Here is a 22,952-nt window from a genome sequence, read left to right on the forward strand (position 1 = left end):
GATCCCAACGACGATGCCGACGTGAAGATTGTTCATCAGCTACAGGACGCCGTCGCGGTGAGTCAGGACAACGCCGGCACTTTCGAGATTCCGCAGTGGGATCCCGTCAGCCAGAAGACAGTGCGGGATGCTCTATTGCACCTGTCGGCCACGTTGCCCGACTCCCACCGGATGTTCGGCACCCGCGCTGACACCGACCCGGTGCGCCACCTGGCGGGCTCGGCGTCGGGATGGGGTGGCAATCCCGAAAGAGACGCCATGTATTTCGGCGCTCACCCGCCCAGAAACGACGGCAGCACGGTCTATCGGCTGACCGTGGGCGAGGTGCCGGTCGACGGGTTCTGGTCGGTCACCGTCTACAACAACGACGGCTATTTCACGCCGAACCCACAAAACTCCTATTCGCTGAACAACATCACCGCGCACCGCGACACCGATGGCACAATCACCATTCAATTCGGCGGCTGCGATGCCGGCACATCCAACTGCCTGCCGATCACTCCGGGATGGAACTATTTGGTCCGGCTTTACCGACCGCGCGAACAGATTCTCAATGGCGATTGGATATTCCCTCAGGCCCAACCGGTTTCGTGATCGGTATTGTGAGAAAGACCGCACGAGTCGCGGTCGCACCGAACCCGCCTTACGCTCATTGGTTACACGAAGTTAACGGGGGTTTGCTGATGCGTGCGGTCCAGGGGCGACGTATGCCCGGACACCGGCTTGCCCTGCTCGGGCCGGCCCTCTGCCTGGTCATCGCGTCCTGTTCGGAGACGGCGTCTCCCCCGGCGGTCACAACGACGACCTCGACGTCTACCTCGACGACCGCCACCAGTTCGGCTCCCCCACCGCCGCCGGTGACCGGTCCCTTGGAGAAGGATTGGAAAAGCTACGGCGGAACAGCCTACTTCGGTTGTCCCGAGGAATTCTCGGTCAGTAAATCCGCGCTCGAGGACATTCGCCCCAAAATATTCGATACCAGAACAGGACAATACGTAGCTCCGTCCCTACCCACGATTCCCGTCGGCGAGAACGTCACCGGCGCCATCTGCGCGCTGGCGGGCACGGCGGACGACATGAAGGTCGTCTATGTCGTCACGACCGTCAAACCGGCGCAGGCACCGGCGCCCGAAGTCGCCAAGGCCACCGCGTACGCCTTCGACTTCAAGACGGGACAGCAGGTGGCGACGAAAGAACTGCAGCCACCGGTTCCCGAGTTGCGACTGAACGAGGCGAAGCAATGGCGGCTCGGCGCAACGACATCCGGTGCGGCATGGCTCAACGCTTTCACCGACGGACATGCCACTGCCTCACCGCCACGAACGGTTATTCTTTCCGGTAGTGATTTGGCCATGGCGTGGAACGACCCTGCGCCCGCACGCGTCTGGCAGGACGTGCTGTCATTTCAGCGAAACACACAGCCAGGCAAGTCCTCTGGAGCGGAGCTGCGCCGCCCGTCGGGGGAAGCGATCTACCAGGACAACGATGTAGTCACGGTGGACGCCGAATTATCCGACGGGCCAGACAAATTGGTAAAAATCACCCATCGAGACTCACCCACCGTCGTGTCGACGATGTTTTTCGACCTGAACGCCAAGGCCATCATCAAGGTGGGTGACTCCGACCGGATCTCCGGCGGTGGACTGACCACAACGTTGTCGGACGGAAAGCTATTCATCGATGGTCGCGACTCGGCCGATTCGCAGTTCGGATTCGGAGTGTGGAACCTGCGCACCCAGCACTGGGACTTGCTGAAGAATCGAGAGGAAGCCAAGAAGCTGCCGATCTCCAAAATGGCGTTCTTCGGCGATCATCTCTACACCACGAACATCGGCGGAACCTATTCGGTGCTCGCCTTGCCCGCTCCCGATCCGGTCGCGACGAACTGGTCCATCCGGCCCTTCGAGCGGATATCGGGATGGACGCTGGTCTGCCGCGGCGAAACCACCGCCGGCGGCGACTGCAAGGAAATCGTGATGGTGCAAGACCAGGACGGGCACTACCCCGGCCCCTGGTTCTAGGGCCTGCGCCCGGGAAATGCCATTACCAAAAAGGTGATAGTGCTTCTCCGATTGCGAGAGTACGTTACCGATGTATGAAAACGGTGCGCAGCTTCTGCCGCATTTGCACGTCGGTATGCGGCATTCTCGTCGACGTCGACGGGGACCAGGTGGTCCGCGTTCGCGGCGACCAAGACCACCCGTTTTCGCACGGTTACTGCTGCCCAAAGGGCCGGGCGCTTCCGGAGCTGCACCACCACCCGGACCGGCTGGAACGACCGCGGATTCGGGTGGAAGGCCGGCTGCAAGACACCACCTGGGACGCCTGCCTCGACGACCTGGGCACCCGGCTGAAGCACATCATCGACCGCCACGGGCCCCAGTCGGTCGGGTTCTACTTCAGCACCATGGAGAGCGCCGGGTTCCGGATGGCCGAAGCCTTACACGCCGCGATCGGCACGCCGGCGAAGTTCAGCCCGCTGACCATTGACGGCACCGCCAAGCCGCTGGTCTCCGATTTGGTGGGCGGATTCATGGGCCTGTCCGGCCGAACCGATTTGGACGAGTGCGATTTTCTGATGCTCGTCGGCGTCAACCCGGTCGTCTCGCATGGCCACGCGATCTCGATGCCCAACCCGACCGGCACCGTGCGCGAGATCGCCAGGCGCGGGCAGGTCTGGGTGATCGACCCGCGGCGCACCGAGACCGCGCGGCTCGCTTCGGGCCATCTGGCGCCGCGCCCCAGCACCGACCACGCGGTGCTGGCCTTTCTGGTCCGCGAGATTCTGCGCGACGGCAGGAAAACGGATGTGCCGGTTCAAGGTATCGACGAACTGACCGCCGCGGTCGAACCGTTCACCCTCGAACACACCGCGGCGTTCGCCGACGTACCGGCGGCGGAACTGACGCGGCTGGGTGAGGCGGTACGCGCCGCCAACTGCGTCGCGGTCGAGACCGGCACCGGCGTCACCATGACGGCCGAACGGGCCAATGTCACCCAGTGGCTGGCCTGGGTGCTGATGATCCTCACCGGAGCGATGAACCGTCCCGGCGGCACCTGGTTCCATCCCGGATTCGCTTACCAGCTAGAAACTTTCGGCGAGTTACTGCCGATCACACCAATCGAGGGATCGTTCGGCCCCGGGCCACGCAGCCGTCCCGAGGCCCAGGCATTCATCAACGAATGGCCGTGCGCGGTACTGCCCGACGAGATCGCGGCCGGAAACATCCGCGCCCTGATCAACGTCGGCGGCAGCCTGGTCACGTCGTTTCCCGAAACGGGCAAGTTGATCCCGGCGCTGCAGAACCTCGAGGTGTTCGCGACCACCGAGATCATCAACAACGAGACCACCGAGTTGGCGACCCACGTGCTGCCGACCAAGGATCCCCTGGAACGCCCCGACATCACCATTCACGACATCCTGAGCTCGCAGGTATCCGTGCAATACAGTCCTGCGGTCGTCGAGCCGGTTGGCGAGCGGCGATCGATGTGGTGGGTCTTCGCCGAACTCGGCCGGCGGCTCGGCTACGACCTTGGCAACCTCGGAAACCCGGACAGCAGCACCGACGACGACGTGCTCGCCGTCCTGCTCGCCGGGGCCCGCACCAAGTACGACGAAGTGGCCGCCACGGGTTGGGCAGAAGTGCCCCGCGAGCTGCCGGCGGCGTGGGTCGACGACCACATCGGGCGGATGGGCGGCTGGCGGCTGGCCCCACCGCTGCTCGTCGATCAACTCGCCGCGCTCGAGCCGCCCCCCGCCCCTGGTAATGGTGCCGCGCCGGCAACGTCGAAAGCTGAACGGGCAACTCGACTTTCTCGGCGAAGCCGCGGAGATCCTGATCAACCCCGAGGACGGCGCCGCCGCGGGCGTCGTCAGCGGTCGGCGCGTGACCGTACGCAGCGCCAACGGAGAACTGACCGGCATCGCGAAGGTCGACGAAGCGATGCGGCGCGGAGCGGTGTCTATTCCGCACGGCCACCACGAGGCCAACGTCAACAGACTGACCAACAAGGACGACATCGACGTGGTGACCGGCATGGTGCGCTACTCCGGCATAGCCGTCAGCCTGCACCCGGCCTGAAAAATCAACCGGCCGCCAAAATGTCCAGATAGCGTTGCTGGATCCCGGGCTCCACCGCTAGCCGGTACTCCAGCAGCAGCGCGCAGCGCAATGCCAGGTCGAATGATCGATAGCAGTAGTGCGCGATCAGGGCCAGGTGTTTAAGTTGCTCATTGCTCATCGAGTCCGGGTGGGTGAAGTCACGCACGTAGACAAGGTCGGCCTCCAGGACCTGGTTGGTGGGCTGGCGCGGATCCACGAACGGCGAAATCGGCCAGAGCTTGATCTCGGGGAAACAGTGCGGAAGGAATCCCTGGCTGCGCAGCTCAGAGTCGATGTCGCCCAGCGTTGGCTGATCCTTGTACAGCGTCACGAAGGAAACCTCAGTCTGGATCGCGACCGCTTCGGCGAGTTTGGCTGTGCCGCCTCGAAATACCGCGAGTTCGCCCCCTTGAATGTCGATCTTCAGGAAGTCGACGTGGTGAATCTCGGCAATGTCATCGAGCCTGCGGGCTTGCACGGGTACGCGTTCGACCACCTGCCCCGGCAGCTTGAGGTACTCGAACACGTCCAGCGCCGCCGGGTCCAGTTCGAACAGGCTTGTCATTCCGGATCCGCGACACACGTTGAGCGTGTGCGCGTCGCCATCGCCCACCACATATGGCAGATAACGCTCGTGTGGGCCTTCGTTCTCCTGCAGCTTATGCAGCGCCTCGTGCTGAGGCTCGAACCCCGTCACATGACATAGTCCAACGGCAAGCATGGACGTGTAGGGCGGCTCGGTATCGATCGGATTCGCACCGACGTCAACGATCTCGGTGAGGCGCTGCGGGGACACAAGGTTCCAGAAGTCGGCGATTTTGCCGGCGCCATCTGGAAGGTCCGCCGCCACCACGAAATCAAGTATAGGTCTCCGACGTTTGCTGCCTCGAAAAAGCGAATCGCTCGATGATTTCCCAACGCGACACGATCCGGCGCCAATCTCTCTGGACTGCAGGATGATTCGAGGCGCCGACGCTGTGGACGCCGGCATTCGGCGGCGGCGTCCACAGCGTCAACGTCACCTCTTTTTGACGAACCGTCAGCAGGACGGGAAGGAACGCGTTACGACATCGACGCTAACCGCGCACCATTCGCGCGACCTTTTCGCAAGCTATGTATCGATTATGTTGCGACTGGGCTGCGGCAATGTCGCACCGTGTTTAAAGTGAATAACTGTTGGCGTGGGAAAGCGCCGCATGAAAAATGCTCATGTAATTTTGATTAAGTCGCCCAACGTTGGACGATTCCCCCGACTCCCCAGGATGGAGGAATCCAATGTACAAACGTGAAACCGAACAATGCCGGAAGTGCCAGGGGCTGGCCGATGCCCTCGTCTGGTACCAGTACTCCTCGCGAGGAGACACGGTCGGACGGATCATCCACCGTATCCGCTGCCGCAGCAATTGCATGGGACTGGTCGTACAGGGACCTGGCGCACGCGGTTAGACCAGCAGAAATGTAGATAGGCGACCGGTCGGCTAACATTGTCGGCATGCCCCGGCCGCCAAACCCCGATGTGCGCCGCCGCCTGCTTGCGGCGGGACTCGAACTCGTACACGCGCGTGGCTTCTCCGCCAGTGGCGTCAAAGACATCACCGATGCGGCCGGTGTGCCGAAAGGCTCCTTCTACGCTTACTTTCCGAGCAAAGAGGCTTTCGCGGCCGCGATCCTCGACTGCTACTGGTCCGACATCGAAATGCGGCTGCTGCCGATCCTTGACGCGGACGGATTGGCTCAGCAACGCATCACTCGCTTCTTCCATGCACTCGCCGATGAACATGAAAAGGGCGAATTCCTGCTCGGCTGCCTGGTCGGCAACCTGTCGCTCGAGCTCGGCGGTTCCAGCGAGCCGGTTCGCGCCGAGCTCGTTCGCATTCTCGACCGCTGGGACGCGGCCCTGACGGCGTGTGTGCGTTCCGGCCAGGCCGGCGACTCCGGCGACATCCGCGCAGATCTCGATGCGGCCGAGCTCGCCTCGCTACTGATCGAATCGTGGGAGGGCGCGGCCCTGCGCGGGAAGGTGACCCGCAGTCGCGCACCCTACGAACGGTTCGAAACGGTCACCGTGCCGGCGCTGCTGCGCTGATCCGGCTACGACCAAAACACGGGTCCGATACCTCTTGATTAATAGACGACTGGTCATCTATTATGATGAAATCACGAGCGTAAGGATGACCTCGATGACAGACCTGCCCGGGTACGCCGAGCCGCAGAACCCCGCGCTGCCGAGCGCCAACTTCAAGCTCGACCATCAGCGTGCCGCACTCGTCGTTACCGATCCGCAGGTCGATTTCCTTAGCCCCGAAGGAGTTTCGTGGCCGGTGTTCGGTGAGAGCATCCGCGACAACGACACCGTCGCCCACATCGGTGAACTGTTCGACGCTGCGAAGCTTGCGGGAATCACCGTCGCGGTCTCGCCGCACTACTTCTATCCGACGGACAGCCAGTGGCGGTTCGGTGATCCGCTCGAACAGTTCATGACCAGTGTCAGCATGTTCGAGCGCCGGGGCGCATACACGACTGACGGCTTCGCCGGCTCCGGTGCCGACTTCCTGCCTACCTACCAGCACCAGATTCACGACGGGCAGACCGTGATCACCTCTCCGCACAAGATCGTCGGCCCCGAGTCCAACGACCTGGTGCTGCAGTTGCGTAAGCGCGGCGTCAGCCAGGTCGTCCTGGCGGGCATGGCCGCCAATCTGTGCGTCGAAGGCCACCTGCGCGAACTCATCGAGCAGGGCTTCGAGGTCGCCGTCGTCAAGGACGCCACGGCGGGCCCGCGCCTGCCCGAAGGCGACGGTTACCAGGCCGCGCTGGTGAACTTCCGGTTCCTCGCCAGCGCGGTCTGGACTACCGCCGAAGCCGTCGACTGGCTAAAGAAATCCATTGTCGCCGAGAACCTTTCGCGCTGAGTATGATCAACGAGGAGGCCGAACAACATGGAAGCCATTGAGAAGCTGTATCAGCACAAATTCGCATTGAACAACGGTGGCCAGATTCCGGCGCTGGGGTTTGGGACGTCGCTGTCCGATAACCGGAAGACGCGCGACGCCGTCAAGGCCGCGGTCGAGGTAGGGTTCCGCCATCTCGACGCCGCCGAACGGTATCGCAACGAAGCGGAGGTCGGCGCGGCGCTCAGGGAGTTGTTCGCCGCGGGAACGGTCCGCCGTGAAGACCTTTTTGTGACCACAAAGCTGTGGAACAACAACCACCGACCCGAGCGGGTCCGGCCCGCGCTGCGGGCCAGTTTGAACAGACTCGGGATCGACGCCGTCGATCTGTATCTGGTGCACACGCCGTTCGCGTTCCAGCCGGGCGACGACCAAGATCCCCGCGACGCGCACGGAGCCGTCATCTACGACCACGGGATCACGCTGGAGGAGACCTGGGGCGCAATGGAGGACCTCGTCGGCGATGGGCTCACCCGAGCGATCGGGCTGTCCGACATCGACGTCGAAGGCACCCGAAAGATCATCGACGCCGCCCGAATCAAGCCGGCCGTCGTCGAAGTCGAGTCGCACCCCTATCACCCGCAGTGGGAATTGCATGAGTTGTGCAAGACCCACGGCATCGTGCTGCTGGCCTTCGCCTCACTGGGGCATGCGCTGGAGCCGCGGCTGCTCGATGACCCACTGATCGTCGACATCGCTGCGCGTTACGGCAAGACTCCCGCACAAGTGTTGCTGGCCTGGGGAATTCAACGCGGCAGCGCAGTTCTGACGGGATCCGTCACTCCGTCACGCATCCGCGAGAACTTCGATGTCACCGCGCTGCCCCAGAGTGCGATCGACGAGATCAACGAGCGGCTCAACACTCGCATTCGATTCAATTCCGTTGCGGACGCCGGAGTTCCGGGATTCGCTGAAGTGCCTTTGGACAAGTGAGACGAAGGGGCCAGTCTTGAGGTAACCCCGGGGCAACCCGTCGGGTACACCGCTAAGGTGGGATCGTGAAGGCTTGGCAGGTCCGCGGAATCGGTGAGCCGGCCGATGTTCTACTCCAATTAGACCGGGAGCTGCCGAACCCGGGCGCGGAGCAAGTGAGAATCGAGGTCGCGGCGGCGGGACTCGGATTACCCGATGTGCTGATGTGTCGAGGCACCTATCCGCTCACACCCCCGCTGCCGTTTACGCCCGGGCAGGAGTTGGTCGGCACCGTCACGGCGGTCGGACCGGGGGTCGATATCGCGATCGGCACCCGCGTGCTGGGCGTCAGTGACTTCGTCAGCGGCAACGGGTCATTCGCCGCCGAAGCTCTCGCGCACACGGGCAGCGTCTTCCCCGCTCCCCCCGGCCTGGACGACTCCGCCGCGGCCGGATTCTGGATCCCCAACATGACCGCGTGGATCGGTCTGGTCGATCGCGGCGGACTCAAAGCGGGACAACGCCTGGCGGTGCTGGGAGCCGCGGGCGGCAGCGGAATCGCGGCAGTCCAACTCGGGAAGGCTCGGTACGCGGAGGTGCTTGCCGTCGTCAGCGACGAACAAAGGGCCGAATTCTGTCGGTCACTGGGCGCCGACCACGTTGTCATCGCCAAGGGCGACACCGCCGCTGACGGAACACCACTCGCGCACGCACTGCGAGAAGCAACCGACTGGGTTGGTGTCGACATGATCTTCGATCCGGTCGGCGGTGCGCAGGGCACCGCCGCCATGGGCGCGCTGGCTCGCGATGGCCGGCATCTGGCCGTCGGATTCGCCAGTGGTACCTGGGTAACGCCCGACGTCCAAATGATGGTCATGACGAACACGACGTTGGTTGGTGTGCTTGCGGCGGGTTACAGCCGTGAGCATCTCGAAGGAATCCTGCGCAGCCTCTCGGAATTGGTCGACACCGGTGCCATCCGACCCGTGGTAAGCGAGACGGTCTCGTTCAAGGACATCCCCGAAGCGCTCACGCGACTTGGCGAACGAAAAGTCCTCGGCAAGATCGTCGCGGAAATCGACGGCACCTGACTTATGAACTGTGGTGGCAGGTACTGGATTCGAACCAGTGTAGGCGTAAGCCGACGGATTTACAGTCCGCTCCCATTGGCCGCTCGGGCAACCTGCCGCCTAGCAGGGTACAACGAGCGGGTAGACATTTCACAAACGGCTAGCAGCAACGAGGAAGGACGATCGCATGGCGGACTCATCGTTCGACATCGTCAGTAAGTTCGATCGGCAAGAGGTGGACAACGCGCTTAACCAGGCCGCCAAGGAGCTGGCCACCCGCTTCGACTTCCGCGGCACCGACACCACGATCGCCTGGAAGGGCGACGAGGGCGTCGAGCTGATCTCGTCGACCGAGGAGCGCCTCAAGGCCGCCGTCGACGTGTTCAAGGAAAAGCTGATTCGCCGTGACATCTCGATGAAGGCCTTCGACGCCGGCGAGCCGCAGGCCTCCGGCAAGACCTTCAAGGTCACCGGGACGCTCAAGCAAGGCATCGACAGCGAGAACGCCAAGAAGATCACCAAGCTCATCCGCGACGAGGGGCCCAAGGGCGTCAAGTCACAGATCCAGGGCGACGAAATACGAGTCTCCAGCAAGAAGCGTGACGATCTGCAGGCGGTCCAATCGCTGCTGCGCAGCGCCGACCTGGATGTGGCAGTGCAGTTCGTGAACTACCGCTAGCTCGGTCGTCTTGGCCCGCGCCGAGCGTGACGGCACTGCGAAATTGGGTTCGGTTTTTCGCACTGGCGTTACGCTCGCGCCCAGGGAGGTCTTTCGTGCGGCTCGTGCAGTAAACTGGCCTGCACGAACCGAACGCAGGAGCTGGCCATGACACCCACGGTCGCCGAGCTGGACGCCGCGAACCGGCGGCTGCGCGAGAGCGCCCACGCCGTGGGCGTCGCCCTATCGTCGGTCACGACGTATACCGAGCCCGCCGTCGCGCGGGCCGTGCAGGCCGAGCTCAACCTCTACGCCCGCATCGAGGCCGAGTTCGGGATGCTGACCAGCACCGAAGCGGGCAAGCGGATGGGGTCGCGGTCCAGCGCGCCGCGGAACCTGGCCACCACCGCGCGCCGCAACAAGACGCTCGTCGCGGTCCGCCAGGGCAATTACCTCTCCTACCCCGGCTTCCAGTTCGGCCCGGACGGAAAGCCGTTGGTCGTGATCGCCCGCTTGCTCCAGGTTGCCGACGACAGCGGCTGGTCGGAAGCGGGTCTGGTCCAGTGGCTGTGCTCACCCACCACTTACCTGGACGGGGACCGGCCCGTCGACCACCTCATCACTGATCCGGACCGCGTCGTCGCGGTCGCCGGGGAGGCCCTGGCCGTGTCGTGGTGAATCGACCGCCTGATCCCTTCGAAGCGGCCATTGACACCCTGCCGGAGGGGCATCTGCTCTACCGGGTCCTATCGGCCACCCGAACCGCCACCGACTTCAACCCCGGCTACGGGGCGCGGACCCGATTCGGCTTCTTCGGCAAGCCAGTGGTGCCGATCATGTACGCGGCGGACACCGAGGACGCGGCTATCGCCGAGACGCTGCTGCACGACATCCCGGCCGAGGGCGGCCTGCTCCCCTACGACCAGTACGCCACCAAGGTGCTGGTCCGGCTGAGAGCCGAGCAGCAACTCCGCGTCGCCGTTCTGCACGGCACCGCGCTGCGTCGCCTGAAGGCCACCGCCGGCGAACTCACCTCGAGCCCGGCATCCAGCTACGCCACCACGGTGCGCTGGGCCCAGGTCGCCCACGACGCCGGGTTTGACGGGTTGGTGTGGATGTCCCGGCAATGCAACGACACCAAGGCATACGTCTTCTTCGGCGACAGGTGCGCGCAAGCGTTTACCCAGGACCCGTCGCACGCCCGTATCTTCGCCAGCCCGGCCGACCAAATCTGGCTGATCGACCGGTGCGCGCCCTGGCACGTCGACGTGCTGATGGAGCCGTCGTAACACGGACGTGTCGGGCCTGCTCGTCCCACCAATCGGTCGGTGCCTAATGTAGTGACGAGTCCCACACCCCAAGCGAGGTTCACGATGACCGTGACTCCCCAGAAAGCCACCGGTGGCGCGCCGGCCGCGGCCGGCTACTACGACGTCGTCATCATCGGTGCCGGGATCTCCGGCATCGGCGCGGCCTACCGGATCGCCGAGCGCAATCCCCACATGACCTACGCCGTGCTGGAGCGCCGCGAGCAGATCGGCGGCACCTGGGATCTGTTCCGGTATCCCGGTGTGCGCTCGGATAGCAGCATCTTCACGCTGTCGTTTCCCTTCGAGCCCTGGACCCGGAAGGAAGGCGTCGCCGACGGCGTGCACATCCGCGAGTACCTGGCGGCCACCGCGCACAAGTACGGCATCGACCGGCACATCAAGTTCAACAGCTATGTCCGTTCCGCCGATTGGGATTCGTCGACCGACACCTGGACGATCACCGTCGAGCAAGCCGGCGTGCCCACGATTTACCGCAGCCGGTTCGTGTTCTTCGGCTCCGGCTACTACAACTACGACGAGGGCTACACCCCGGAGTTTCCCGGCATCGAGCGGTTTGGTGGCACCGTCGTCCATCCCCAGCAGTGGCCGGAAGACCTGGACTACGCGGGCAAGAAGGTCGTGGTGATCGGCAGCGGCGCTACCGCGGTCACCCTGCTCCCCTCGCTGTCGGACCGGGCCGCGAAAGTGACCATGCTGCAGCGCTCGCCGACCTATCTGATCTCGGCGTCAAAGTACCGCAAGCTCGACGATATCATTCGTTTCCTGTTGCCGCCCAAGGCTTCTCATCTAGCCATCCGGATCTACACCGCCTTCACCGAGGCCGTGTTCTTCTTCATCTCGCGCAAGATGCCGGGCTTGGTCAAGTCGCTGTTGCGGCGCAAGGCAATCGAAAGTCTGCCCGACGGCTACGAGGTCGACGTCCACTTCAAGCCGCGATACAACCCGTGGGACCAGCGGATGTGCCTGATCCCCGACGCCGACCTGTACAACTCGATCGCCGAGGGCCGCGCCGACGTCGCCACCGATCAGATCGACCATTTCGACGCCACCGGTATCGCGCTGAAATCCGGCACGCACCTCGACGCCGACATCATCGTCACCGCCACCGGCCTGCAACTGCAGGCGCTGGGCGGAGCCGCGATCAGCATCGACGGCGAAAAGGTCGACCACCGAGAGCGTTTCGTCTACAAGGCACACATGCTCGAAGACGTCCCCAACCTGTTCTGGTGCGTCGGCTACACGAACGCGTCCTGGACGCTGCGAGCCGACATCACGGCCCGTGCCACCGCAAAACTGATGGCACACATGGCTTCTCACGGCTACACCCACGCCTACCCACACCTTGGAAACGAGCCGATGGCCGAGAAGCCGGCCTGGGACATCGCGGCCAACTATGTGAAGCGGTCGGCGCATCAGCTGCCCAAGTCGGGCACCAAGCGGCCGTGGAATGTGCGCCAGAACTACCTCGCCGACGCCCTCGATTACCGGTTCGACCGCATCGAGGAGTCGATGGAATTCGGCCGCGTCGCCGACCGGGCACCCGTAGCAGGCTAAGTTGACCCCCCACCAGAGAGTCTGAGCGTCAAGATATTTGACCGGTTTCCGGCTCGGGTTCTAAAAGAGAAATGTGCCTACCGCAGTTGGGGCAGAAGTTCTCGGCAGGATGGTGCTGCGCTCCACAATTGGCACAATAGTGAGGCTCCGCGGCAGCCAAAGGCGGTTCGGCGGCAGCGCCGTTCCCGGGCTCGGGACCACCGGAAACCTCTGGCGGGCCGGTAGCGCGCACTTCGGCGAGCCGCTGCCGACGGATTTTGAGCACCATGAACGCCACCCAGCCGCCAACGACAAGCACCATCAGACCGCCGCTTACGATGTACCACAACAGGTTTGAGCTATGGAACACCGAGACATCACCGTACTGCTGCCGCAGATTTACCGCACTCGTCTTCAGATCCGCCAGTCCGGGATAATCGGGTGACAACGCCGCGGCCTGATCGAAGTTCTTGATCGCGTCGCTGTAGTGGCCGGAGTAGTAGTTGTTGAGCCCCTTGCGGTAGTACCCGTCGGCGGGACCGAGCATCGGCTTGACCGCCTTGCCCGCCAGTATCGCCGCCACACGATCTGCCGGCGCGATGAAGTTGAATGCCTGTGGTTCACCGACGGGGCCGAAGCTGTTCACGCCGATCACCTTGCCGTCCAGGGCAATCGTCGGGCCGCCGCTCATGCCTTCGGAAACCGCGGCGTCGATTTCATACTCCGGCATGGTCCGGATCGTCGACTTCTTGTTCACCTTGCCGCTCTTGTTCGTCGGATCCAGCGTGGGACCGGTGACCCGTTGGGTGGTTTCGGGGAAACCCACCGCGAGAATCGGTGTACCGATGTTGACGTTGGCATCACTAGCCAGCTCGGACGACGGCATGTTGTGCTGTTCCACCTTGAGCAAAGCGACGTCACCCTTGCTCAGGGGCCGGAAATCCACCACGCTGGCGGGCAACTTCGCAGTGAGTTTTATCCCCGTGCCGTAGAGCAACGTGATGGCGATCTCGGGGCCCCGGTCGGGGCTGTTGCCTTCGACCCGCGCATTTTTCCGAAGCCACTCCGCCGTCGCAACCGGGTCCTGACCCGTGGGCGAGTCCGGAAACTGATCGATATAGGCCTTCGCGGCACCCTTCGCGATGAAATCCTTTGCGGTCTCCGGATCAACACAGTGACCTGCGGTAGCGATCCAGCCGTCGGGGTTCACGACGAAACCAGTGCAGGACCAGGTCGCATCGAAGGGAAGATTCAAGCCGGGCCCGAATGGAGACAGCAACTGCCCGTCGGGCAGCCGCATCTGCCCGTAGGTTTCGACGCTGAGATAGACCACGGCGGGCCGTATCATTGCCGCCGCCCTCTCCTCCGGGTTTGCCTGTGGCCGGCCACCGTCGGCAGCCGCGACACCCGACGATCCGGTCAACAGCACGACAGCAGCCACGGACATGAGCGCGAACGCCCGGCCGCTGCGAGATACGAACCCCTTTTTCGTCAGGTTCGCTCGTCGGGACATGGTTCCTCCTCGATGAAGCGCTGACCTTGACGATCCGGTGCCGAGGGCGCTATCGGGTAGGGACCGAAGTCCCCTGCTCGGAGGTCGTTGGTGTGGAGTTCATCGGCGGCAGGCGCCGGTGGCGGGCAGAATTGCCTATCCGGCTGCCGGCGGCTTGGCCATCACCGAGGGCTTGAACCCGTAGGTCGGAGTGTTGCGCCAGACGTTTTGTCCGCCCATCGGCCCGAACGGTGTCATCGGCAAAGCGTGCATCCCGTCCGCAGCGGCCGGGGCCCCGGTCGTCGCGCTGACCAGCGTGGCCACCCCCGGGTTGGTCACGGCGTTGACCGGAGCCCAGCTCGGCGGAACCGATAGCGCTCCCATCGGAAGCGCGCGCCCCACCCCCGCTGCCACCGACCCGGCGTTGCCGAGACTTGCGCCGGCCGCGCCCAGCGCATTGGCCCCGCCCTCGGCCGCCTTGGCCGCCGCCGATGCCGCCGGCGCCAGACCCTTGGCGAACGAGCTCATGGCCGTGATGCCATTGCTGATCTGGCCGAAGGACTGTGCGGTCTGCACGCCCACCTGGCCCGAAGAGACGTAGGGGACAAAGTATTTGGAGTACATCCCGGCGATGTCGTCGAACGGAGTATTGGCCGAAATCCAATCATCGATGGGCTTGAGGTTGCCGAAGGTGGGCTGCGCCAGATTCTGCAATGTGTTGGGCACCTCGGCGTTCGCAGCTGCGTCCTGCGCACCCGTCTGGGCTGAATTGGCGACCGCATTCGCGACGGCGGCTTCCTGTTCGGCCGACGCGGCCGGGTTGACCGCTTCGGTTGGCTCCTCGAAATCGGCCAACTGGGTTGCCGTCGCCGAGGACGCCGCGTAGCCGTACATCGCCGCCGCGTCTTGGGCCCACATCTCGTAGTACTGCGCCTCAACGGCGGCAATGGCCGCGGTGTTCTGTCCCAACACGTTTGTCGCGATCAGCTCCGCCAGCAGCGTCCGGTTGGCGGCGATCATCGGCGGGGGCACAGTCAACACGAATGCCGTCTCGTAGGCGGCCGCGGCCGTCGCCGCCTGGGTAGAGGCCAGTTCGGCGCTCGCGGCGCTGGTTTGCAGCCACGCCACACACGGAGCCGTCGCCGCCGCCAGCGCCAGCGCCGCCGGACCCGACCACGGTCCACCGGTCAGCGCGGTAATGACCGACTGGAAGGAGGACGCGTTGAGGTGCAACTCGGCGGCCAGCCCATCCCAGCCCGCCGCGGCGGCCAACAATGAACCCACCCCCGGGCCGGCATACAGACGCCCCGAGTTGATCTCCGGCGGCAACAGCGCATAGTCCACGTTGCTATCCCCGCCCGTTCACAGGGCCGACGCCGCGGCGCTCGCGGCCTCGGTAGCCGCGTAGGACCCCGCGCTCTGCGCCAGCGTGGCCGCCAGCAGCTGATGAATCGCGACGGCCCTGGCCGCCAGCGCCTGGTATCGCGCCGCGTGGGTAGCAAACTGCACCGCCGTCAACGCGGACACCTCGTCGGCGGCCGCGGGAACGACTCCGGTGGTCGGGCCGGCAGCGGCCGCATTGCCGACGCCCAGCGCCGCGGTGATCGACTGGAGATTGCTCGCCGCCGATGACAGCGTCTCTGGATAGACAGTTACGAAGGACATACCGTTTCCCTTCAGCGATTCATGTGTCCGGTTGCTGCGAAATGCTAAACGAGGGCCGGCAAATTCAAGGCGTTCGATTTCTTCGAATTGACTCTGAACTTGCGCTTTCGTCAATGTTCATACTGATTTTTAGTCACGACTGTCCTGGCCAGTGCCATTGGGCGGCTTGGTATTTGGATGAAATGCCGACGGATGCTTATTCTATGATTCCGGCATGAGCCTCATGCCATTTACCATTTCGGACGTCATCCATCTGGTCGCGAAGTTATGAAATATCCATGGGCTCTCACGTGCAGGGTGGATTTCTCGGCCTGGCTTCTCATTAGACGCAAAAGTTGTCGCGGATAGATATGAATTCGGTATGGACTACCGGCGACGCAGTGACCGGCCGCTCGCGGTATGCAGACCCGGCGGCCCGCCGACCCGGTGAACGTCTACTAAATGTGAGGTTTCGGCAATACGCTGAACCCCATGGCAGCCGAGAAGCGCGAACCCAAAGTCGTTGTCCTTGGCGGTGGTTCCTGGGGAACCACCGTGGCGTCCATCTGTGCACGCCGAGGGCCGACGCTGCAGTGGGTGCGCTCGGACGACACCGCCAACGACATCAACGAAAAGCACCGCAACACGCGCTACCTCGGTAATGACGTCGTGCTGAGCGACACGCTGCGCGCCACCACCGACTTCGCCGAGGCCGCCAACTGTGCCGACGTCGTCGTGATGGGCGTGCCATCGCACGGATTCCGCGGCGTACTAACCGAATTGGGCAAAGAGCTACGGCCCTGGGTGCCGGTGGTGTCGCTGGTCAAGGGACTCGAGCAGGGCACCAATATGCGGATGTCGCAGATCATCGAGGAAGTACTGCCGGGGCATCCGGCCGGCATCCTGGCCGGGCCGAACATCGCGCGCGAGGTGGGCGAGGGCTATGCGGCCGCGGCCGTGCTGGCCATGCCCGACCAGCATCTGGCAACCCGGTTGTCGGCCTTGTTCCGCACCAGGCGATTTCGCGTGTACACCACCGACGACGTGATCGGCGTCGAAATGGCCGGCGCACTGAAGAACGTCTACGCCATCTCGGTAGGCATGGGTTACTCCCTGGGCATCGGTGAAAACACCCGCGCACTCGTCATCGCCCGCGCGCTGCGCGAGATGACGAAGCTGGGCGTGGCATTGGGCGGGAACCCGGAAACCTTCCCCGGACTGGCCGGTCTCGGCGATTTGATCGTCACCTGTACCAGCCAGCGCAGTCGTAACCGTCACGTCGGTGAACAACTCGGCGCGGGCAAGCCCATCGAAGAGATCATCGCAGCGATGAACCAGGTCGCCGAGGGCGTCAAAGCCGCCAGCGTGATCATGGAGTTCGCCAACGAGTTCGGGCTCAACATGCCGATCGCGCGCGAGGTCGACGCGGTGATCAACCACGGCTCGTCGGTCGAACAGGCCTACAGCGGCCTGATCGCCGAGGTCCCGGGCCACGAGGTGCACGGCTCCGGGTTCTGACCCGGTCCGCTAGTCGAGACCGAATAGCCCTAAACCGCTCGGCAATTCGCGACCACTGAGCTTGTGAACAACCCACTGGTTCATCGAAACGTGTTGCTCGACGGCCTCGCGGGCCAGGCGCGCGTGCAGTTCGCGCGAGGTCCTGACCACGAACGTGCCGGTATATCGACGTTCGCTCAGCGGTGCGGGTACAGGATCGCCGAACTCTTTCATTTCGGCCAGTTTTCGATCGACGGCCGCCGCGATCGCGGTCATCGCGTCGTGCGCCGTGGGCGCGCGCTCCACCAGAAACGGCAACTCGAGACACACGCCCACGTACTCGGCATAGTCGGGCGACCATTCCACGCGGTAGGTGTAGTGGTTCACGCAGGAACTGGTAGCACAACGGCCATCGATTTCGGCAGTCACGCCCGGCGAGAGCTGTGGAGGACCTCTTCGGACCATGAGGCTGTTTCCGAATCCGATATCACATGCGATATCGGAAACGAGAAGACATGCATGGTCCGGACAGCTCCCGTGCTGGGACCTTAGCCGCGTGCCATCGCTTCCAGCCGGCGGATGCGGTCCTCGATCGGCGGATGCGTCGAGAACATCAAGCCGATGCGCTCACCGGCACGGAACGGGTTGGCGATCATCAGGTGTGCCTGGCTGGCCAGCTGCGGCTCGGGCGGCAACGGGGCCGCCTGCACGCCGCCGGAAATCTTGCGCAGGGCCGATGCCAAAGCCAGCGGGTCACCGGTCAACAGCGCGCCCGACTCGTCGGCCTGGTACTCCCGGGATCGCGATACGGCGAGCTTCACCACCGTCGCCGCGATCGGCCCCAGTAGCGAAACCAGCAGCAGCGCAAAGGGATTCCCACCGTCGCGGTTGCCGCCGAACATGCCGGCCCACATCGCCATGTTGGCCAGGGCGGTGATCACGCCCGCCAGCGCACCGGCCACACAGGAGATCAGGATGTCGCGGTTGTAGACATGCGACAGCTCGTGGCCCAGCACGGCGCGCAGCTCGCGCTCGTTGAGGATGTCCAGGATGCCGGTGGTGCAGCAGACGGCGGCGTTGCGCGGGTTGCGTCCGGTGGCGAAGGCGTTGGGGGCGTTGGTGTCGCTGATGTAGAGCCGGGGCATCGGCTGGTGCGCGGCGGTGGCCAGCTCGCGCACGATCCGATAGATCATCGGCGCCTGTAGTTCGGAGACCGGCTGGGCGTGCATCGCCCGCAGTGCCAGCTTGTCGCTGTTGTAGTACGTGTAGACGTTCATGCCGATGGCGAACAGCACCGCCAGCCACATCATCGTCGGACCAAACAACCGGCCCACGAACACGATCATCGCGGACATACCAGCCAACAGCAGGAAGGTCTTTACCTTGTTGGCATGCGGATGCCAGGTCATCGGTGTCCTCCTTGGGAAGACCGGGGGAACTCGCTCATTGCTTGACTGCTGTCAATTGAACGCCCGGGATGACCTTCCGGGTTCCGCCGCGCCACACCGAAAGCACGGCAATTGGCGCTAACCGTGCCGGCTGATCGTGTAGTCGACCAGCGTCTGCAGCGCGCGCCGGCCGGCGACATCGGGCAAAAGCCCCAGTTCATCGCGGGCTTTGGCGGCGTACTGCGCCAGAAATTCCTTGGCCTGGGCCATGCCGGGCGATGCCCGCAATAGCCCCAGCGCCTCGGCCACCGCGTCGTCGTCTTCGACGGGTCCGGCCAGCAGCTCGCGCAGGCGGTCCCCCTCGGGCCCGGGTTGTTGCAGCGCGTAGACCATCGGCAGGGTGTGCACGCCTTCGCGGATATCGGTACCGGGCAGCTTGCCCGATTCATGCGAGTCGCTGTCGATGTCGATGATGTCGTCCGAGATCTGGAACGCGGTGCCGACTATGCCGCCGAGCCGGCTCAGCCGGGCGACCTGCTCGTCGTCGGCGCCGGAGAACATCGCACCGAACTGGCCGGCCGCGGCGATCAGGCAGGCCGTCTTCTCGTACACCACCTTCAGGTAGTGCTCGATCGGATCCGCCCCCTCGGCCCCTTTGTCTATGCCCCGGGTTTCGCGCATCTGACCGGTCACCAGCTGAGCGAACGTCTCAGCGATCAGCCGCACCGCGTCGGGCCCCAGCCGGGATACCAGCCGCGACGCCGTCGCGAAAAGGTAGTCGCCGGCCAGGATTGCGACGTTGTTGCTCCAGCGCACGTTGGCGGTCGCCCCGCCGCGGCGCACCTCGGCCTCGTCCATGACGTCGTCGTGGTAGAGCGTGGCCAAGTGCACCAGCTCGATGACCGCGCCGGCGATGGTGACCTCCGCCGCATCCGGGTTCGGCCCGATCTGCGCGGACAGCACGGTGAACAGCGGACGGAACCGCTTACCGCCGGCCTTGAACAGATGCGTCAGCGAATCGGTCATGATCTCGTCCGCGCTGCGCAGCTCAACATCCATGAGCTGCTCAATCTCTGCGACGCCGTCCCGCACCGTGGTGGCGAACGCGGCGTCGCCAAAATCAATGCCCGCCACCACCGTCGCGGGAGTCTTCACCCGACCAGCCATATTCGCCGGAGTACTCACGCGACCAACATACTGGTGGGCGTGGACACGAAGGCCTCCGGAGCCGAAGTGGTGGTCGTGGGCGCCGGACCTGCCGGTTCGGCGGCCGCCGCGTGGGCTGCGCGCGCGGGCCGCGAGGTCCTCGTCGTCGACTCCGCCAGCTTTCCCCGGGACAAGCCCTGCGGTGACGGGCTGACCCCGCGCGCGGTCGCCGAGCTGGAAAGGCTGGGGCTGGGCGACTGGCTGGACACGCGCATCCGGCATCGGGGCTTACGGATGAGCGGGTTCGGCGGCGAGGTCGAAGTGGATTGGCCCGGCCCGTCGTTCCCGTCGACCGGAAGCGCGGTGGCCCGTCTCGAACTCGACGACCGGATCCGCAAGGTCGCCGAGGAGTCCGGGGCGCGCATGCTGCTCGGCACCAAAGTCGTTGGTGTGCATCATGACTCGTCGAGACGGGTGACCTCGCTGCTGTTGGCCGACGGCACCGAGGTGGGCTGCCGACAGTTGATCGTCGCCGACGGGGCCCGCTCCACGTTGGGCCGCAAGCTGGGCCGGCGGTGGCATCAAGAGACGGTCTACGGCGTCGCGGCACGCGGGTATCTGACCACCGCACGCAGCGAGGACCCCTGGCTGACGTCGCATCTGGAACTTCGTTCCCCCGACGGCGCCGTGCTGCCCGGGTACGGCTGGATCTTCCCGCTGGGCAACGGCGAGGTGAACATCGGCGTCGGAGCGCTGTCGACCTCGAAGCGGCCGGCCGACCTGGCGCTGCGACCGCTGATCTCCTATTACACCGACCTGCGCCGCGACGAGTGGGGCTTTACCGGTGAGCCGCGAGCGATCTCGTCGGCGCTACTGCCGATGGGCGGCGCGGTTTCCGGGGTGGCCGGGCCGAACTGGATGCTGATCGGCGACGCCGCGGCCTGCGTGAACCCGCTCAACGGCGAAGGCATCGACTACGGGCTGGAAACCGGGCGGCTGGCCGCCGAGCTGCTCGACTCCGGCGACCTGTCGAAGGTGTGGCCGTCGCTGCTTGCCGACCACTACGGTCGCGGCTTCTCAGTCGCGCGCAGGCTGGCACTGCTGCTCACCTTCCAACGGTTCCTGCCCACGACGGGCCCCATCGCGATGCGGTCCACCACACTGATGACCATCGCCGTGCGGGTGATGGCCAACCTGGTCACCGACGACGACGCCGACTGGGTGGCGCGGGCGTGGCGCGGCGGGGGGCGTTTCTCGCGGCTCATCGATCGCCGAACACCCTTCAGCTGAACCAACTTCTTCCGCCACGCAATCCAACGTGCGTTCTATATCAACCTCATTGACATACATCAGGCTGCTTGATATATCTGGAGGCATGACTCAGCCAACGGATTTCGAGTTCGAAACGGCCTACCGCGGTGAATCCACCCAGCTCGGCGAGGGAGCGCGCCCGCCATGGAGCATCGGCGCAGCACAACCCGAGCTGGCCGCCCTCATCGAGCAGGGCAAGTTCCACGGCGACGTGCTCGACGTGGGTTGCGGCGAAGCCGCCATCTCGCTCACGCTGGCCGGACAGGGCCACACCACGGTGGGTCTTGACCTGTCGCCCACCGCGATCGAGTTGGCCCGCCAGGAGGCCGCGAAGCGGGGCCTGACCAACGCCACCTTCGAGGTCGCCGACATCAGCACCTTCACCGGGTATGACGGCCGGTTCGGCACCATCGTCGACAGCACCTTGTTCCACTCCATCCCGGTCGAGGCACGCGAGGGCTACCAGCAGTCGATCAGCCGCGCGGCCGCTCCCGGCGCCTCCTACTTCGCCCTGGTCTTCGACAAAGCGGGCGCACCGGAAGGCCCGATCAATGCGGTGACCGCCGACGAACTGCGCGACGCGGTGGCCAAGTACTGGGTGGTCGACGAGATCCGCCCGGCCCGCATCTACGCCAACCTGCCGGACGGCTTTCCCGAAATGCCGTTCGTCGGAGTCCGCGACGAATCCAACGGTCTGAAGTCGGTCAGCGCGTGGTTATTGACGGCCCATCGGGACTGATCGTCCGCGAGACCGAGCCATTATCGCGGTGTATAGTCCGGCTAATGAGGGGTACCAAGCTGCTTGCAAGCGTCGCCCTGGCGGCGGCCGCCATTTCGCTGGGCGTGCCGGCACTGGCCGATCCGACGACGCCGCCGCTGCCGCCACCGGCGCCGACGCCGCTCAGGACTCCGTCGCCGCCCAGCGACTACGACGCCCCGTTCAAGCAAACCGTCAACGGCTTCGGCATCTATCAGCCGCAGGACCAGCTGGCGTGGCTGGGCAAGATCACCTGCGACCGGTTGGGCCGCGGTGTTGACCACGACGCGTACCAGTCGGCGAACTTCATCCAGCACAACCTGCCGCGCGGCACCAGCCAGGGGCAGGCGTTCCAGTTCCTCGGCGCGGCCGTTGACCACTACTGCCCGGACCAGGTGGGCGTGGTGCAGGCGGCCGGCAACCACCCGAACTAGTCAGCGCAGGGGCTTATGGCCCGCATGTAGGGCCACGATTCCGCCGGTCAGGTTGCGCCACCGCACGCCCGACCATCCCGCTTCTGCCATCTGCTTTGCCAGTGCGGCTTGATCGGGCCAGGCCCTGATCGATTCCGCGAGATACACGTAGGCATCGGGATTGCTCGACACCGCCTGCGCCACCCGCGGTAGCGCGCGCATCAGATATTCCTTGTAGACGGTGGCGAACAGCCCGTTGGTGGGCGTCGAGAATTCACACACCACCAGTCGTCCGCCGGGCCGGGTGACGCGGGCCATCTCACGCAGTCCCGCCTGCGCGTCGGCCACGTTGCGCAACCCGAAACTGATTGTGACGGCATCGAATACACCGTCGGCGAACGGCAGCTTGGTGGCGTCGCCGGCGACCTTCGGCACCTTGCGCGCGTTACCCGCCGCGAGCATCCCGACCGAAAAGTCGGCCGCCACGCACCACGCCCCGGATTTCTCCAACTCCACCGTGGACACCGCGGTGCCCGCGGCCAGGTCGAGCACCTTGTGGCCGGCCCCGATCCGCAGCGCCGAGCGGGTGGCTCGCCGCCAATACCGATCCTGCCCCAGCGACAGCACGGTGTTGGTCAGGTCGTAGCGACGGGCGACGCCGTCGAACATCGACGCGACCTCCCGGGGGTCCTTGTCCAAGGCCGCGCGACTCACGACGAAGACGCTACCCGGCCCAATCCGGCCGA

23 protein-coding genes, 1 tRNA gene and 1 pseudogene are annotated in these 22,952 nt (G+C 64.7%); 16 read left to right on the forward strand and 9 right to left on the reverse strand.

What is annotated here, in order from left to right; translation table 11 throughout:
• From ACZY0B_RS17975 to ACZY0B_RS17990, 4 genes and pseudogenes are all read left to right on the forward strand, one after another.
• The coding region (locus ACZY0B_RS17975; RefSeq protein WP_463765541.1) for a DUF1214 domain-containing protein at positions 1-594 on the forward strand (594 nt) is incomplete at its 5' end.
• A 113-nt stretch (positions 595-707) separates the two neighbouring features.
• Positions 708-2,021: a hypothetical protein gene (locus ACZY0B_RS17980; protein WP_463765543.1), complete on the forward strand. Its 1,314-nt coding sequence runs from the start codon at positions 708-710 to the stop codon at positions 2,019-2,021.
• A 74-nt stretch (positions 2,022-2,095) separates the two neighbouring features.
• Positions 2,096-3,457, forward strand: a pseudogene (locus ACZY0B_RS17985) (molybdopterin-dependent oxidoreductase); the annotation flags it as partial.
• A 310-nt stretch (positions 3,458-3,767) separates the two neighbouring features.
• A complete protein-coding gene (locus ACZY0B_RS17990) occupies positions 3,768-4,082 on the forward strand; it encodes a molybdopterin dinucleotide binding domain-containing protein (protein WP_463765635.1) in 315 nt (104 codons plus the stop codon).
• 4 nt (positions 4,083-4,086) lie between these two features.
• Here the strand turns inward: ACZY0B_RS17990 and ACZY0B_RS17995 are convergent, their stop codons facing one another.
• Positions 4,087-4,956 carry an FkbM family methyltransferase gene (locus ACZY0B_RS17995; RefSeq protein WP_463765545.1) on the reverse strand — a complete coding sequence of 290 codons (870 nt, stop codon included), beginning with the start codon at positions 4,954-4,956 and terminating at the stop codon, positions 4,087-4,089.
• A 639-nt stretch (positions 4,957-5,595) separates the two neighbouring features.
• On the opposite strand from ACZY0B_RS17995, the gene ACZY0B_RS18000 reads away from it, so the two are divergent.
• From ACZY0B_RS18000 to ACZY0B_RS18015, 4 genes are all read left to right on the forward strand, one after another.
• Positions 5,596-6,189 (forward strand): TetR/AcrR family transcriptional regulator, encoded by a 594-nt coding sequence (locus tag ACZY0B_RS18000; RefSeq protein WP_463765546.1) that lies wholly within the window; start codon positions 5,596-5,598, stop codon positions 6,187-6,189.
• A 94-nt stretch (positions 6,190-6,283) separates the two neighbouring features.
• Positions 6,284-7,015: a cysteine hydrolase family protein gene (locus ACZY0B_RS18005; protein ID WP_463765548.1), complete on the forward strand. Its 732-nt coding sequence runs from the start codon at positions 6,284-6,286 to the stop codon at positions 7,013-7,015.
• Positions 7,016-7,042: 27 nt separating this feature from the next.
• Positions 7,043-7,987, forward strand: a complete 945-nt coding sequence (locus ACZY0B_RS18010; protein WP_463765550.1) for an aldo/keto reductase — start codon at positions 7,043-7,045, stop codon at positions 7,985-7,987.
• A gap of 65 nt (positions 7,988-8,052) precedes the next feature.
• On the forward strand, positions 8,053-9,057 hold the full coding sequence (locus ACZY0B_RS18015; protein ID WP_463765552.1) for a zinc-binding dehydrogenase: 1,005 nt from the start codon (positions 8,053-8,055) through the stop codon (positions 9,055-9,057).
• Between the two features lie 11 nt (positions 9,058-9,068).
• On the opposite strand, the gene ACZY0B_RS18020 is transcribed toward ACZY0B_RS18015, so the two are convergent.
• Positions 9,069-9,154, reverse strand: a tRNA-Tyr gene (locus ACZY0B_RS18020).
• Positions 9,155-9,223: 69 nt separating this feature from the next.
• On the opposite strand from ACZY0B_RS18020, the gene ACZY0B_RS18025 reads away from it, so the two are divergent.
• The 4 genes from ACZY0B_RS18025 to ACZY0B_RS18040 all read left to right on the forward strand — a co-directional run bounded on the left by ACZY0B_RS18025 (position 9,224) and on the right by ACZY0B_RS18040 (position 12,579).
• Complete coding sequence (locus ACZY0B_RS18025) at positions 9,224-9,715, forward strand: YajQ family cyclic di-GMP-binding protein (protein ID WP_463765553.1); 492 nt, start codon at positions 9,224-9,226, stop codon at positions 9,713-9,715.
• Between the two features lie 147 nt (positions 9,716-9,862).
• Entirely contained in the window at positions 9,863-10,372 is a 510-nt protein-coding gene (locus ACZY0B_RS18030) for a hypothetical protein (protein ID WP_463765555.1), read from the forward strand.
• Positions 10,369-10,983 carry an RES family NAD+ phosphorylase gene (locus tag ACZY0B_RS18035; protein ID WP_463765557.1) on the forward strand — a complete coding sequence of 205 codons (615 nt, stop codon included), beginning with the start codon at positions 10,369-10,371 and terminating at the stop codon, positions 10,981-10,983. The genes ACZY0B_RS18030 and ACZY0B_RS18035 overlap by 4 nt, the downstream gene beginning before the upstream one ends.
• A gap of 84 nt (positions 10,984-11,067) precedes the next feature.
• The gene (locus ACZY0B_RS18040; protein ID WP_463765558.1) at positions 11,068-12,579 is read left to right on the forward strand and encodes a flavin-containing monooxygenase; all 1,512 of its coding nucleotides are present in this window, start codon (positions 11,068-11,070) and stop codon (positions 12,577-12,579) included.
• 28 nt (positions 12,580-12,607) lie between these two features.
• Here the strand turns inward: ACZY0B_RS18040 and ACZY0B_RS18045 are convergent, their stop codons facing one another.
• From ACZY0B_RS18045 to ACZY0B_RS18055, 3 genes are all read right to left on the reverse strand, one after another.
• Positions 12,608-14,071 (reverse strand): trypsin-like peptidase domain-containing protein, encoded by a 1,464-nt coding sequence (locus ACZY0B_RS18045; RefSeq protein ID WP_463765559.1) that lies wholly within the window; start codon positions 14,069-14,071, stop codon positions 12,608-12,610.
• A 135-nt stretch (positions 14,072-14,206) separates the two neighbouring features.
• Positions 14,207-15,394 (reverse strand): PPE family protein, encoded by a 1,188-nt coding sequence (locus ACZY0B_RS18050; RefSeq protein WP_463765561.1) that lies wholly within the window; start codon positions 15,392-15,394, stop codon positions 14,207-14,209.
• An 18-nt stretch (positions 15,395-15,412) separates the two neighbouring features.
• Positions 15,413-15,715: a PE family protein gene (locus tag ACZY0B_RS18055; protein WP_463765562.1), complete on the reverse strand. Its 303-nt coding sequence runs from the start codon at positions 15,713-15,715 to the stop codon at positions 15,413-15,415.
• A gap of 471 nt (positions 15,716-16,186) precedes the next feature.
• Between ACZY0B_RS18055 and ACZY0B_RS18060 the strand changes: the two genes are divergently transcribed.
• Entirely contained in the window at positions 16,187-17,212 is a 1,026-nt protein-coding gene (locus ACZY0B_RS18060) for an NAD(P)H-dependent glycerol-3-phosphate dehydrogenase (RefSeq protein ID WP_463765563.1), read from the forward strand.
• Between the two features lie 9 nt (positions 17,213-17,221).
• Here ACZY0B_RS18060 and ACZY0B_RS18065 read toward each other — a convergent pair whose 3' ends face one another.
• The 3 genes from ACZY0B_RS18065 to grcC1 all read right to left on the reverse strand — a co-directional run bounded on the left by ACZY0B_RS18065 (position 17,222) and on the right by grcC1 (position 19,734).
• Positions 17,222-17,578 (reverse strand): type II toxin-antitoxin system HicB family antitoxin, encoded by a 357-nt coding sequence (locus ACZY0B_RS18065; protein WP_463765565.1) that lies wholly within the window; start codon positions 17,576-17,578, stop codon positions 17,222-17,224.
• A 161-nt stretch (positions 17,579-17,739) separates the two neighbouring features.
• Positions 17,740-18,600, reverse strand: a complete 861-nt coding sequence (gene htpX, locus ACZY0B_RS18070; RefSeq protein ID WP_463765566.1) for a zinc metalloprotease HtpX — start codon at positions 18,598-18,600, stop codon at positions 17,740-17,742.
• 117 nt (positions 18,601-18,717) lie between these two features.
• Entirely contained in the window at positions 18,718-19,734 is a 1,017-nt protein-coding gene (grcC1, locus tag ACZY0B_RS18075; RefSeq protein WP_463765636.1) for a nonaprenyl/(2E,6E)-farnesyl/geranylgeranyl diphosphat synthase, read from the reverse strand.
• Positions 19,735-19,785: 51 nt separating this feature from the next.
• Between grcC1 and menJ the strand changes: the two genes are divergently transcribed.
• The 3 genes from menJ to ACZY0B_RS18090 all read left to right on the forward strand — a co-directional run bounded on the left by menJ (position 19,786) and on the right by ACZY0B_RS18090 (position 22,227).
• Positions 19,786-21,015: a menaquinone reductase gene (gene menJ / locus ACZY0B_RS18080; RefSeq protein WP_463765568.1), complete on the forward strand. Its 1,230-nt coding sequence runs from the start codon at positions 19,786-19,788 to the stop codon at positions 21,013-21,015.
• A gap of 85 nt (positions 21,016-21,100) precedes the next feature.
• Positions 21,101-21,775 (forward strand): class I SAM-dependent methyltransferase, encoded by a 675-nt coding sequence (locus ACZY0B_RS18085; protein WP_463765569.1) that lies wholly within the window; start codon positions 21,101-21,103, stop codon positions 21,773-21,775.
• A 44-nt stretch (positions 21,776-21,819) separates the two neighbouring features.
• Positions 21,820-22,227, forward strand: a complete 408-nt coding sequence (locus ACZY0B_RS18090) for a DUF732 domain-containing protein (RefSeq protein ID WP_463765570.1) — start codon at positions 21,820-21,822, stop codon at positions 22,225-22,227.
• On the opposite strand, the gene ACZY0B_RS18095 is transcribed toward ACZY0B_RS18090, so the two are convergent.
• Positions 22,228-22,920 (reverse strand): demethylmenaquinone methyltransferase, encoded by a 693-nt coding sequence (locus ACZY0B_RS18095; protein WP_463765571.1) that lies wholly within the window; start codon positions 22,918-22,920, stop codon positions 22,228-22,230.
• Positions 22,921-22,952: the final 32 nt, after the last annotated feature.

This window comes from Mycobacterium sp. IDUB_19, from assembly GCF_055419445.1.

Coding starts and splice junctions, on each gene's coding strand:
- ACZY0B_RS17980 (WP_463765543.1), top strand. CDS start 708: ATGCCCGGACACCGGCTTGCCCTGCTCGGGCCGGCCCTCTGCCTGGTC.
- ACZY0B_RS17990 (WP_463765635.1), top strand. CDS start 3,768: ATGGTGCCGCGCCGGCAACGTCGAAAGCTGAACGGGCAACTCGACTTT.
- ACZY0B_RS18000 (WP_463765546.1), top strand. CDS start 5,596: ATGCCCCGGCCGCCAAACCCCGATGTGCGCCGCCGCCTGCTTGCGGCG.
- ACZY0B_RS18005 (WP_463765548.1), top strand. CDS start 6,284: ATGACAGACCTGCCCGGGTACGCCGAGCCGCAGAACCCCGCGCTGCCG.
- ACZY0B_RS18010 (WP_463765550.1), top strand. CDS start 7,043: ATGGAAGCCATTGAGAAGCTGTATCAGCACAAATTCGCATTGAACAAC.
- ACZY0B_RS18025 (WP_463765553.1), top strand. CDS start 9,224: ATGGCGGACTCATCGTTCGACATCGTCAGTAAGTTCGATCGGCAAGAG.
- ACZY0B_RS18030 (WP_463765555.1), top strand. CDS start 9,863: ATGACACCCACGGTCGCCGAGCTGGACGCCGCGAACCGGCGGCTGCGC.
- ACZY0B_RS18040 (WP_463765558.1), top strand. CDS start 11,068: ATGACCGTGACTCCCCAGAAAGCCACCGGTGGCGCGCCGGCCGCGGCC.
- ACZY0B_RS18045 (WP_463765559.1), bottom strand. CDS start 14,071: ATGTCCCGACGAGCGAACCTGACGAAAAAGGGGTTCGTATCTCGCAGC.
- ACZY0B_RS18055 (WP_463765562.1), bottom strand. CDS start 15,715: ATGTCCTTCGTAACTGTCTATCCAGAGACGCTGTCATCGGCGGCGAGC.
- ACZY0B_RS18060 (WP_463765563.1), top strand. CDS start 16,187: ATGGCAGCCGAGAAGCGCGAACCCAAAGTCGTTGTCCTTGGCGGTGGT.
- htpX (WP_463765566.1), bottom strand. CDS start 18,600: ATGACCTGGCATCCGCATGCCAACAAGGTAAAGACCTTCCTGCTGTTG.
- ACZY0B_RS18085 (WP_463765569.1), top strand. CDS start 21,101: ATGACTCAGCCAACGGATTTCGAGTTCGAAACGGCCTACCGCGGTGAA.
- ACZY0B_RS18090 (WP_463765570.1), top strand. CDS start 21,820: ATGAGGGGTACCAAGCTGCTTGCAAGCGTCGCCCTGGCGGCGGCCGCC.